This is a genomic window from Burkholderia sp. TSV86, assembly GCF_001522865.1.
Classification (GTDB): Bacteria; Pseudomonadota; Gammaproteobacteria; order Burkholderiales; family Burkholderiaceae; genus Burkholderia.
Genome location: NZ_LOWB01000078.1, coordinates 107,398 through 118,940 on the forward strand (window position 1 = coordinate 107,398; position 11,543 = coordinate 118,940).

General features: G+C 64.9%; 9 protein-coding genes. 5 read left to right on the plus strand and 4 right to left on the minus strand.

Annotated elements, in window-relative coordinates; translation table 11 throughout:
* The first annotated feature begins 29 nt into the window (after nucleotides 1–29).
* Nucleotides 30–1,169 carry a branched-chain amino acid ABC transporter substrate-binding protein gene (locus WS68_RS14570; protein WP_059571477.1) on the plus strand — a complete coding sequence of 380 codons (1,140 nt, stop codon included), beginning with the start codon at nucleotides 30–32 and terminating at the stop codon, nucleotides 1,167–1,169.
* Between the two features lie 325 nt (nucleotides 1,170–1,494).
* Nucleotides 1,495–2,763, plus strand: coding sequence for a beta-glucosidase (locus tag WS68_RS14575; RefSeq protein ID WP_442857167.1), 1,269 nt, complete (start codon nucleotides 1,495–1,497; stop codon nucleotides 2,761–2,763).
* Between the two features lie 366 nt (nucleotides 2,764–3,129).
* On the opposite strand, the gene WS68_RS14580 is transcribed toward WS68_RS14575, so the two are convergent.
* The gene (locus tag WS68_RS14580; RefSeq protein ID WP_059571478.1) at nucleotides 3,130–3,753 is read right to left on the minus strand and encodes a PadR family transcriptional regulator; all 624 of its coding nucleotides are present in this window, start codon (nucleotides 3,751–3,753) and stop codon (nucleotides 3,130–3,132) included.
* Nucleotides 3,754–3,876: 123 nt separating this feature from the next.
* Nucleotides 3,877–4,308: a Cd(II)/Pb(II)-responsive transcriptional regulator gene (cadR, locus tag WS68_RS14585; RefSeq protein WP_059571479.1), complete on the minus strand. Its 432-nt coding sequence runs from the start codon at nucleotides 4,306–4,308 to the stop codon at nucleotides 3,877–3,879.
* 82 nt (nucleotides 4,309–4,390) lie between these two features.
* On the opposite strand from cadR, the gene WS68_RS14590 reads away from it, so the two are divergent.
* Together WS68_RS14590 and WS68_RS14595 are read left to right on the plus strand one after the other, a co-directional pair.
* Nucleotides 4,391–6,871, plus strand: coding sequence for a heavy metal translocating P-type ATPase (locus WS68_RS14590; RefSeq protein ID WP_059571480.1), 2,481 nt, complete (start codon nucleotides 4,391–4,393; stop codon nucleotides 6,869–6,871).
* A gap of 29 nt (nucleotides 6,872–6,900) precedes the next feature.
* Nucleotides 6,901–7,269, plus strand: a complete 369-nt coding sequence (locus tag WS68_RS14595) for a zinc ribbon domain-containing protein (protein ID WP_059571481.1) — start codon at nucleotides 6,901–6,903, stop codon at nucleotides 7,267–7,269.
* A gap of 174 nt (nucleotides 7,270–7,443) precedes the next feature.
* Here the strand turns inward: WS68_RS14595 and WS68_RS14600 are convergent, their stop codons facing one another.
* On the minus strand, nucleotides 7,444–7,923 hold the full coding sequence (locus WS68_RS14600) for an AraC family transcriptional regulator (protein WP_059571579.1): 480 nt from the start codon (nucleotides 7,921–7,923) through the stop codon (nucleotides 7,444–7,446).
* Between the two features lie 625 nt (nucleotides 7,924–8,548).
* Between WS68_RS14600 and WS68_RS14605 the strand changes: the two genes are divergently transcribed.
* On the plus strand, nucleotides 8,549–10,012 hold the full coding sequence (locus WS68_RS14605; protein ID WP_059571482.1) for a mechanosensitive ion channel: 1,464 nt from the start codon (nucleotides 8,549–8,551) through the stop codon (nucleotides 10,010–10,012).
* Between the two features lie 393 nt (nucleotides 10,013–10,405).
* Here the strand turns inward: WS68_RS14605 and WS68_RS14610 are convergent, their stop codons facing one another.
* Nucleotides 10,406–11,500, minus strand: coding sequence for an acyltransferase family protein (locus tag WS68_RS14610; RefSeq protein WP_059571483.1), 1,095 nt, complete (start codon nucleotides 11,498–11,500; stop codon nucleotides 10,406–10,408).
* Nucleotides 11,501–11,543 lie beyond the last annotated feature (43 nt).

Sequence of the window (11,543 nt, forward strand, 5' to 3'; positions counted from 1 at the left end):
GCTCCATTTACCCTGGTATAGGAGAAACTATGCAACACACGATGAAAAAGCTGGCAGGCGCAACGTTCGTTGCGGTCATGTCGCTGGCGGGGACGGCGCACGCGGATGACGTCAAGATCGGTTTCGCGGCGCCGATGACGGGCGCACAGGCGCATTACGGCAAGGACATGCAGAACGGCATCGTGCTCGCGATCGAGGATTTCAATGCGACGAAGCCCGTGATCGGCGGCAAGCCGGTGAAATTCGTGCTCGACACGCAGGACGACCAGGCCGACCCGCGCACCGGCACGACGGTCGCGCAGAAGCTCGTCGACGATGGCATCAAGGGCATGCTCGGCCATTTCAATTCGGGCACGACGATTCCGGCTTCGCGCATCTACGCGAACGCGGGCATTCCGCAGATCGCGATGGCAACGGCTCCTGAATATACGCAGCAGGGCTACAAGACGACCTTCCGGATGATGACGTCCGACACGCAGCAGGGCTCGGTGGCGGGCACGTTCGCGGCGAAGGATCTGGGCATGAAGAAGATCGCGATCGTCGACGATCGCACCGCGTATGGCCAGGGTCTTGCCGACCAGTTCGAGAAGGCGGCGAAGGCGGCGGGCGCGACGATCGTCGATCGCGAGTTCACGAACGACAAGGCGGTCGACTTCAAGGCAATTTTGACGAAGCTGAAATCGGTGAAGCCGGACCTCGTCTACTACGGCGGCGCGGATTCCCAAGCGGCGCCGATGGCCAAGCAGATGAAGTCGCTTGGCATCACGGCGCCGCTGATGGGCGGCGAGATGGTGCATACGCCGACCTTCCTGAAGATCGCCGGCGACGCCGCCGAGGGCTCGATCGCCTCGCTCGCCGGCCTGCCGCTCGCCGACATGCCCGGCGGCAAGGCGTATGCGGACAAGTACAAGAAGCGCTTCGGCGAAGACGTGCAGACGTATTCGCCGTATGCGTATGACGGCGCGATGGCGCTGTTCAACGCAATGAAGCAGGCGAACTCGACCGATCCGGCGAAGTACCTGCCGCTGCTTGCGAAGACCGACATGGCAGGCGTCACGTCGACGCACATTGCATATGACGCAAAGGGCGACCTGAAGAACGGCGGCATCACGATCTACAAGGTCGAGAAGGGTGAGTGGAAGCCGCTTAAGAGCATCGGCGGCAAGTAAAGCGCGCCGCGCAGCCGTACCTCGCCCCGAAGGCCGGAATCCGTTCCGGCTTTCGGGGGTTTTTCATTTGAGCGGATTAATATTGCCTGATAGTTAAGAATCCAAAGCAATTCGGCAATGGAAAATGCGGCGCAATATGGCCGCCGGCCGGTTGGAATGGCTGCTATTGGCGAATATGGAGATGGAATTAACCGAACTTGCTGGTTGATTGCACGATTTTGAACGCATAAGTAGCAATCTTTTACATGTGCTTACCGAATGCGATATCTATCTCTGGGTCTGCGCCCATAGAATGAGCGCCTATTTTTTAGATAGGAGTTCAACGATGGAGCATATCGGTGCTCTTGCGCAAGCGGATGCGCATGTGCCCATGTCTCGATGGCGAAAATTCATCGGCATGCTGTTCGTCTCGTGCGTGCTGAGTGCGTGCGGCGGCGAAGACGGCGGATCGACGACGAAGTTTGTCGCCCAGCAAACCACGCAAGGCGGGGCATCGTCCGGGACGGCGGCCGGTTCCGGAACGTCGTCGGGCTCGACGGGTTCCGCGTCGGGGTCTTCATCGGGTTCGTCGACATCGTCCGGTTCATCGGCGACGACGCCGCCCGCGGGCACGGCGGCCGCGTCGATTCTCGCGTCGACACTGCCTTTCTTCGGCGTGAACGGCCATTACATGCAAGGCGGCATCTACATGTCGATGCCGCTCAACTCGCAAGCCATGCATGTCACCGATCTCGGCATGCGCTTTTTCCGGCAGGACGTGTACATCCCCGAGCATATCGATCTGCTCGTCGACAAGGTCATGCCCGCGCTGGGCACGAATGTGACGGTGCTGCCGATGATCTCGGCGTACCCATACGACGATCCGTCGCTCCACGGCGCACAGCCAACCGAACAGAGCGCCTATGCGTATGCGTACCGGGTTGCGGCTTATGCGGCGAGGCGGCTTGACGGCATTCCGGTGGTCGAGTTCGGCAACGAGTTCGATACCGACTGGCACAATGCGCCGGTGAAGGGCGACGGTCTCAATCCGTCCGATTTCGACAACACGACGTTCCCGATCTGGCGCGGCGCGCTGCGCGGCTCGCTCGACGGCTGGCGCTCGGTCGATACGCAACGCAAGACGATCCTGATGGCGAACGCGTCGACGGGCTGGCTGAATTTCGGCTTCCTCGACGCGTTGATGTCGGGCACGCAGCCTGACGGCTCGACCGGCCATCCGAAGATCTCGCCCGATGCAATCCAATGGCACTGGTATTCGAACGGCGGAGATTTCGAACACGCCTATGCGAAGACGGGCGGTATCTACAATGTGCTCGACCGCTTGAAGAAAACGTACAACCTGCCGATTGTGTTCACGGAAGTCGGTGTCGATCCTGATAACACCGACGAGCAGGCCAACGCGTATATCCAGAAGACGATTCCGGAACTGGTCGCGGCCAAGTCGCAGTACAACCTGATCGGTTTTGCTTGGTACGAAATGTACGACAACCCGAACAGCCGCGGCCCGTTCGGCCTGATCACGGGGGACGGCACGACCAAGCAGCGCTATTTGATGCTTCGCTCGACGGTTGCAGCGGCCAAGCAGGGACATTGATCGGATCCGAATCGCGCGCGAGCGGCACTCGCTTGCGCGCCCGTGGCACGATGTCACGGATCTTCATTCTCAGCGCCATGAGTTTCTCTCATGTTTTTCTCATGGCATCCATGACAAGCCTTCGATGGCTGACCCACATTGGTCGGCCGGCGCTCGAGCGGCGCGTGTGCCGGAGGATAGCGGTTCCGCGCAGCGTGCTGTCGCGTCGAACGCACGCCTGAGCACGGCCATCGGTAGGCTGAAGGCGGATGGCGCCGCCCGCGCGCTTGGCTGGAAAGAGTCCGGTTGCCCGGATATTTCGGTGCGGCGTGCCCGAGCGCGCCGCCGGCCAACGAACGGCATCGAACGGCAGCGCTGGGCGGGCAGTCACGCCGGCTCGGCGGGCGGCGCCGTTTGGGCGAGGCGCTCGGCCACCTCGCGCAGCCACGCTTCGCTCCAGGTGAGCGCGCCGACCTTCAAATGATCGACGACGCTGCGTACCCAGTTGAGTTCGGTCTCCACGGTGAGCTGAATCAATTCGGTTTCCAGCAGGAACAGACGAGGGATCTGCATTGCCAGCGCCGCATTGCGGACGGCTTCGAGACGCTCGATTTCCTGTTCGAGCGCGGCCGTGCGCGCCTCGAGCTGGCGGCGCACATCGTCGACGGACAGCAGCGGCAGGACCGACAGCGCGGCCGGAAACGCTGGAAATTCGCGCGCGGGCTGCGCGAGTTGCTCGCGCAGCCACGTGCGGGCGGTGTCGCGGCCTGCGTCGGTAATGGCATAGACGGTTCGCTCCGGAAAGGCGCCGTCGCGCCCAGTTTCGCTGACGACGACGAGTCCGTCGCGTTCGAGCCGATCGAGCGTCTGATACAGGCTGTTGCGCTGTTTGACGTTGATGACCTCGTCTTTGCCACGCAGCTTGATCAGTTGTTGGACCCGGTATGCATGCATCGGCGCTTCGGTGAGCATGGCTAGAACGGCCAGCGCCAGAGGGGAAAAACGAGGCATAGTATGACTGGTTAACTTATATCTGGTTAATTTATAACTAGATATAAGTTAACGCAATCGATTAGCTGCCGTGTTCATTGCGCCGGCGCGGCATGGGCCGCCCGGCGCCGCGCTGGGCAGCGTTTAGCCGACGTGCGTGCGCTTGGCCGGCGCTTCGGGCGTTTCCATCGTCGAGAGGCCATGGACGATCCCGCAATCCTCGATAGTGTGCTCGCCCTGGCATTGCTCGCGCAGTGCGGTGAGCTGGGCCTTCAGATGCTCCAGTTCGGCCAGGCGCGCATTGACGTGGCCGAGATGTTCGTCGATCAGCACGTTGACCGAATGGCAGCCGTGCGCTGGATCGTCGGTGAAGCGCAGCAGCGCGCGAATCTCGTCGTGTGTCATGTCGAGCGCGCGGCAGTTGCGGATGAAGCGCAGCCGCTCGACATGGGTGTCGTTGTAGCTGCGGTAATTCGAATCGGTCCGCTGCGCGCCGGGCATCAGCCCCTCTTTTTCGTAGAAACGAATCGTCTCGGGGGTGCAGCGGGCCGCTTTCGCCAGTTCGCCTATCTTCATTCGAATCTCCCGCAAAAGAGGGTTGACCCTGTAGTGACTTCAAGGTGTTAACTGTACACCGTCAGACACACAGGAGGTTGCCATGACCGAGGCCATCCGCGCAGATGACCGGCCCCATTCGCATAAACCCGCCGATGACGGCGCCCGTGCGGGCGATCCGCCCAATCAGGCGCCGGAGCGCGCCGGCGCGCCCGCGCACCCGGCCGGGCGCGGCGCAGCGCAAGGCGAAAGCCCAGCACACGGCCACCGGCACGACGCTCGCGAACATGGCCAAGGCTGCGCGCACGACCACGCCGGCCACGATCATGGCGCGGATCACGACCACGGCCATGACCACGATCACGCATCCTCCGCCGAAGCCTGCTGCACGCCCGCTCCCGTTGCATTCGCGCCGCTGCCCGGCACGCAAACGGCTACCGCCGGCCGTGTGCGCTCGGCATTCCGGATCATGCAGATGGACTGCCCGACCGAAGAGGCGTTGATCCGCAAGAAGCTGGGCGGGATGTCCGATGTCACGGACCTCGAATTCAATCTGATGCAGCGCATGCTGACGGTCGAGCACGCGTCGGGCGCGCAAAGCCAGATCGTCAGTGCGATCCGCTCGCTGGGCATGACGCCCGAGCAGGCGGACGACGCAACGGGCAATGCCGCTGCCGGCGCCGCGTCGGCGGCGCGCCCGGCGGAATCGTCGCGCCCGTGGTGGCCGCTCGCGATCGCGGGCGTGGCGGCGATCGCATCGGAGGGCGCCACCTGGTTCGGCTTGCCTGTGTGGGTTGGCGCCGTGCTCGCGCTCGTGGCCGTCGCGGTTTGCGGCCTCGGCACCTACCGCAAGGGCTGGATCGCGCTGAAGAACGGCAATCTGAACATCAATGCGCTGATGAGCATCGCGGTGACCGGCGCGATGGTGATCGGCCAGTGGCCTGAGGCGGCGATGGTGATGGTGCTGTTCACGATTGCCGAGCTGATCGAGGCGAAGTCGCTCGACCGTGCGCGCAATGCGATCCAGGGCCTGATGCAGCTCGCGCCCGATACCGCGACGGTGAAGCAGCCCGACGGCACGTGGGTGAGCGTCGATGCCGCGCAGGTCGCGCTCGGCGCGATCGTGCGCGTGAAGCCGGGCGAACGCATCGGCCTCGACGGCGAGATTGTCGAAGGGCGTTCGAGCGTCAATCAGGCGCCGATCACGGGCGAAAGCCTGCCCGTCGAGAAAAGCCCGGGCGATGCGGTGTACGCGGGCACGATCAACGAGTCGGGCTCGTTCGAATACCGCGTGACGGCGGTCGCGAGCAACACGACGCTTGCGCGGATCATTCATGCGGTCGAGCAGGCGCAGGGCTCGAAGGCGCCGACGCAGCGCTTCGTGGACAGCTTCGCGCGCGTCTACACGCCGATCGTGTTCGCGATCGCGCTGTTCGTCGCCGTTGCGCCGCCGCTGCTGCTCGACGGCGCATGGCGCGACTGGATCTACCGCGCGCTCGTGCTGCTCGTGATCGCGTGCCCGTGTGCGCTCGTGATCTCGACGCCCGTGACGATCGTCTCCGGCCTCGCGGCCGCCGCCCGCCGCGGGATTCTCGTGAAAGGCGGCGTGTATCTGGAGCAGGGCCGCCGGCTCGCGTGGATCGCGCTCGACAAGACCGGCACGATCACGCGCGGCAAGCCGGTGATGACCGATTTCGAGATGCGCGCGAGCGATGTCGATGAGGCACGCGTGCGCCGGCTCGCGAAAAGTCTCGCCGCGCGCTCCGACCACCCGGTATCCCAAGCGATTGCCGCGCCCGGCGCGGCCGATCTTGGCCAGGAGAGCGCGCCGCTGGCCGACGTTGCCGATTTCGAGGCGATCGCCGGGCGCGGCGTGCGCGGGACGATCGACGGCACGCCGTACTGGCTCGGCAATCACCGGCTGGTCGAAGAACTCGAACGCTGCTCGGCCGCGCTCGAAGCGCGCCTCGATGAACTGGAGCGGCAGGGCAAGACAGTCGTGATGTTGATCGACGACACGCGCGTGCTCGGCCTGTTCGCGGTGGCGGACACGGTGAAGGACACGAGCCGTGCGGCCATCGGCGAATTGCACGGGCTCGGCATCAAGACCGCGATGCTGACGGGCGACAATCCGCATACCGCCGCGGCCATCGCGCAGCAGGTCGGCATCGACGATGCGCGCGGCAACCAGTTACCGCAGGACAAGCTCGCGGCCGTTGACGAGTTGGCCGCGAGCGGCCGCGCGGTCGGCATGGTTGGCGACGGGATCAACGATGCGCCGGCGCTCGCGCGCGCCGACATCGGCTTCGCGATGGGCGCGATGGGCACCGGTACGGCGATCGAGACGGCCGACGTCGCGCTGATGGATGACGATCTGCGCAAGATTCCGGAGTTCGTGCGGCTGTCGCGGGCAACGCATCGCGTGCTCGTGCAGAACATCGCGTTCGCGCTCGCCGTGAAGGCTCTGTTCCTCGGCTTGACGATCGCGGGGATGGGAACGATGTGGATGGCGGTGTTCGCCGACGCGGGCGCGAGTCTCGTCGTCGTTGGCAACGGGTTGCGGCTGCTGCGCCGCGCGAATTAATGCAGCTTAACTGATTAGCAGGAGGCAATATGGACTGGCTTAAACGGATGGTTGGCGCGCACCATGGCCGCGCAGCGGGTGGCGGCCATCACGGCGGCGGCCACGGCAGCCATGGTGGCCACGGCGGCTACGGCAGCAGTCATGGCGGTGATGGCTGGGGGCGGCGCGGCCACGATCGCGGGCTGGGCGGTTTCCCGTCGCCGTCGGACTCCGCCGCGCCCGCGCTGAGTGCCGCATGTGCGAAATGCGGGGCGATCAACGGCGCGCAGGCGAAGTTTTGCGCGCAGTGCGGCGCGTCGCAGGCGCAGCCTGCGTGCGGGGGCTGCCGAGCGCCGCTCGATGCGGCCGCGCGATATTGCCCGCAATGCGGCGCGGCCGTGGCGGGGGCGCGTGGGTAGGCCGGTTCGTGCGGGGCACCGGGCGGGCAGGCCCACCGCCTGCGCGCCGCAGATACCGGGCCCGCTCGCTCGCGTCGGCAGGCCCTCGCCCGCAGCGGGCATGCCGCTGCGGTTTGTTTTGCCGCGGTGAGCTGCCGCGGCGTCTCACTGGAAGATCTGCCGTCTGCCGCCCACTCACCGCAGCGGTACGTGAATCTCAGTCACCAAATCGGCGGGTTGCGTATTGGCGGGCGAATTCAGATAAAGCTCGAACGGCGGCGCGTCGGCGCTCTCGCGGCCCGAGTTCGGCAGCCACGTGCCGTACAGCCAGTCATAAGCCTGTTGAAGGTCCGCATACGGCCCCCGGTGGACGAGCACCGCGTGCTCGCCGCCCGCGACGCTCGCATGCGTGACGGGCGGCGTCACGTTGATCGACGCCGTCACCGGACCAAGCGCGAAGCACGCTTGGGCGTGCAACTGCTCGGCGGGCGTCGTGTGGGGATCGTCGTGAAAGATGCCGATGCATTGCGTATCGGGGCCGAATAGCCCGCGCTCGCCGATCCATGCGGCAAGCGTATCGAATGCGCGGTTGATTTCCGGATACGGGCCGACGTGATCGACGGCCAGCACGTCGATTGCATGGGCTTGGCGAATTTCCACTCGATACTCGGCCATCGGTTGATCTCCTGTCGAAGGCGGGACGATGCGGCCGGCGCCGATCGGTTCGCCGGTCTGCGAGGCAGGCGCGTCGGCCGCCCCGCCGGTGCGCGGCTCTTTGTCGATAACCGATGATCTGGTGGCCACGATGCCGCGGCATGCGGGCGGCGTCGGCAAGCTGACTCGCTCGCAAAGGCGTTGCGGATCGGACAGACGATGTTTCGAGCGCGTGCGGATGCGATTGTGCACTCGATTGAACCGCATTAGGAAACGGGCTGGCCAGCGGCGCGTCTTTCCGCCGACGGTGCGCGAATAAAACTGTAAAACCGTAAAACCCGCAAAGTCGCCAAACGCTCGCCAATGCCGGCGCGTGTTCCTTTGCGGCCATCCCGCGCCGTGGCGCGACGCCATCCTTTACCTTTCATCTGCGTTCGCATCGGGCCCCATTCGCATTTCACAATTTTTTAGGAATAGGGTCGATTCCGCGTCTAAAGTTTAAGATCGGCGCTCGCTACGCGATTGCAGCGGTCATCGTTGACCGTGTAAGTTCGGCCTCGCGTGCACGCCGCCTATATTCGGAGTCCGCAGGGTTTATCGTTCGTCAGTGTTTCCAACCGCAGCCCACGCTTTCGGGAGAGAACAAATGGAATCGTCCAGCTTCCTGACGTCGCTACAAAACACCTTGGGCGTCTATCTGCCCAAAATCGCCGGCGCGATCGGCATATTGATCATAGGTTGGATCATCGCGGTGCTGGTCCGGGCCGGCGCGCGCAAGCTGCTTGCCGCGTTGAAAGTCGATGCGCGGATCTCGGAGAGCACCGGGCAGGGTGCGCAGGTGGAGCGCATCGTCGCGGGCGGGCTTTTCTGGCTCGTGCTGCTCATGACCGCGATCGGCATTTTCAATGCGTTGAATCTTTATGCGGTGTCGAATCCGTTTTCGCAACTGGTCGGCAAGATCGTCAACTATTTGCCGAACCTGCTGGGCGGTGCGGCGCTCACACTGATCGCGTGGCTCATTGCGTCGCTGCTGCGCAGCGTCGCGGACAAGGCACTGAAGGCGAGCAAGATCGACAGCAAGCTCTCGCAGACGACAGGCACGCAGCCGATGAGCACGTTTCTCGGCGACGTGCTGTTTTGGCTCGTGATCCTGCTGTTCATTCCGGCGATCCTTGCCGCGTTCGATCTGAACGGGCTGCTCGCGCCTGTGCAAAGCATGATCGACAAGATCCTCGCGATCGTGCCGAACGTGTTCGCGGCGGCGGTGATCGGGTTTGTTGGCTGGCTCGTCGCGAAGGTGCTGCGCGGGCTGGTGACGAATCTGCTCGTCGCGGCGGGCGCGGACAAACTCACGCAAAATGTCGGCAGCGCGACGCCGGTGAAGCTGTCGAGTCTGATCGGCACGGTGGTCTATATCTTCGTGTTCGTGCCGACGCTGATCTCCGCGCTCGACGCGCTGAAGATCGAGGCGATCTCGCGCCCGGCGACCGATTTGCTCGGCCAGTTTCTGGGCGCGGTGCCTGACATCGTCGCGGCCGTCGTGATCGTGCTCGTCACGTTTTATGTTGCGCGCTTCGTCGGCGCGCTCGTGCAGAAGCTGCTCGTCGCGGCGGGTGTCGACGGCCTGCCCGCCGTGCTGGGCATCGGGCGCGTGTTCTCCGGCGTTTTGCAGCCGTCGGTACTCGCCAGCCGGCTCGTGATTTTCTTCGCGATGCTGTTCGCAACCGTCGAGGCCGCAAACCGGCTCGGTTTTACGCAGGTGCGCGACGTCGTCACGCTGTTCATCGAGTTCGGCGGCCATGTGCTGATGGGCGGCGTGATCCTTGTGATCGGCTTCTGGCTCGCGAGCCTCGCGCGCCGCGTGATCGAGCAGGCGGATCACGATCACAGCGTGCTGCTGTCGCGAATCGCGCAGTTCGCCATTCTGGGTCTGGTCTTCGCGATGGGGCTGCGTGCGATGGGCATTGCGAACGAGATCGTGCAGCTCGCGTTCGGGCTCGTGCTCGGCGCGGTTGCGGTGGCGGTGGCGCTGTCGTTCGGCCTCGGCGGCCGTGAAGCGGCGGGCAAGCTGCTCGATCGCTGGTTCAATCAGCGCGGCAGGCAGGAGTGATGTGATCGGCAGGCGGCGTGCGCAATGCGCGCCGCGTTCGCCGGCAGTGGCCAAGGGGATGCCGTGTCTGACTTGTGGCGCGCGCACCTTGGGCGTGTTTGCGCGGATAACCCGCAAGCGCCGGGTGCGCAAGGGTTCAGCGTCGCGTCCGCGTCATGCCGTTTGGAATGCATCCGCTATTCGCTGCGCCCGTTGCTTGTGGTGACTCACCCCGCGCACGCTTTTCGAAAGCGGCGAAACCTGCATCGCTGGCCGCGCTGCAGGCGTCGGCCGTCGTTTGTCGGGGCAGCCAAACGGTGCTCTTTTCTTCTGGCATACGCCCGGACGAAGCCCGATTGTTGACGGGCGATCCGCAGCGCGCGTTTGCAAGCCCGTTATTCGTGTGAGTGGAACCTAGGCCGCATCCGCATGGCGGATGCGGCTTTGTGCCGTTGCGGCGGCTTGCGTGCGCGGCAGCGGCGGCAAGCCGATGAAGCGCGCGGTGCCCGAGCGCAGCGCGAGCGCGTAGAGCACCATCGGCGCGACCACGCCCGCGAGCGTGCCGAGCGCGAGATGCAAGCCGACGTTCGTGATGCCCAGCTTCACGAGCACGATTCGCGCGCCCGCGGTGGCGAGGATGTGCGCAAGATAAATGGGCATCGACGCGAAGCCGATCCGTTCGAGCCACGACGGCCGGCTCTGCCCGCTGTGCGCGCGGCCGCCGCGCAGCGACGCGCGATAGACGAGCATTAGCACGAGCGCGGTGCCTGCGAGCCCGGCGGGCACGGCCCACACGCTGGTCGAATCGCCGAAGCGATGGGCGAACACCACGGCCGCGCCGAACGCCGCCGCCGCCACGCCGATCGCGGGCAGGGTCGACGTGCGCGCGAGCAGCGCGGGCAGTTTGTCGCCGATCAGCATGCCGAATAGGAAAAACGGCAGGTACGTGAGCGTTTTCGCCACGATGTCCGGCTGCGCGAACGGCGCGAGCGCGAGCGAGCCGATCGCGAGCGCGACGAGCAGCGCGCGCACGCCGCCGGATACCGCGCCGCCGCGCCCGCCCAGGCCTGGCACGACGGCCGCGATCGCCCATGCAACCAGCATGCAGACAAACAGCGCGTACAGGAACCAGAACTGGCCGAACGGCCGCCAGCCGATGGCGAGCAGATCGTGCAGCGTGAACGGGTGGTTCATCCCGTGCGACGACAGCGCGATTTGCACGCCGCCTTGCAGCACCGACCAGACGAGGTACGGATAAACGATCGTGCGCAGCTTCGACGAAAGAAATTCGCCGCCGCTTGCGTGCTGCAGCGATTTCGGCACATGCAGTCCTGACAGCAGGAAGAACAGCGGCATGTGAAACGTGTAGATCGTATAGTCGGTTGCCGCGAGGAATTCGCTCAGCCCGGCGGGGACCAAGCCGGCCGAGACGAGGCCGCGCAGCACATGCCCGTAGACGACGAGGATGATGCCCGCGCCCCGAGCGGTATCGAGATAAGAGGCCCGCATGGTCTGAATGGAATAATCGGTGATCGTTGGACGTGATCAGGCC

Coding starts and splice junctions, on each gene's coding strand:
- WS68_RS14570 (WP_059571477.1), top strand. CDS start 30: ATGCAACACACGATGAAAAAGCTGGCAGGCGCAACGTTCGTTGCGGTC.
- WS68_RS14575 (WP_442857167.1), top strand. CDS start 1,495: ATGGAGCATATCGGTGCTCTTGCGCAAGCGGATGCGCATGTGCCCATG.
- WS68_RS14580 (WP_059571478.1), bottom strand. CDS start 3,753: ATGCCTCGTTTTTCCCCTCTGGCGCTGGCCGTTCTAGCCATGCTCACC.
- cadR (WP_059571479.1), bottom strand. CDS start 4,308: ATGAAGATAGGCGAACTGGCGAAAGCGGCCCGCTGCACCCCCGAGACG.
- WS68_RS14590 (WP_059571480.1), top strand. CDS start 4,391: ATGACCGAGGCCATCCGCGCAGATGACCGGCCCCATTCGCATAAACCC.
- WS68_RS14595 (WP_059571481.1), top strand. CDS start 6,901: ATGGACTGGCTTAAACGGATGGTTGGCGCGCACCATGGCCGCGCAGCG.
- WS68_RS14600 (WP_059571579.1), bottom strand. CDS start 7,923: ATGGCCGAGTATCGAGTGGAAATTCGCCAAGCCCATGCAATCGACGTG.
- WS68_RS14605 (WP_059571482.1), top strand. CDS start 8,549: ATGGAATCGTCCAGCTTCCTGACGTCGCTACAAAACACCTTGGGCGTC.
- WS68_RS14610 (WP_059571483.1), bottom strand. CDS start 11,500: ATGCGGGCCTCTTATCTCGATACCGCTCGGGGCGCGGGCATCATCCTC.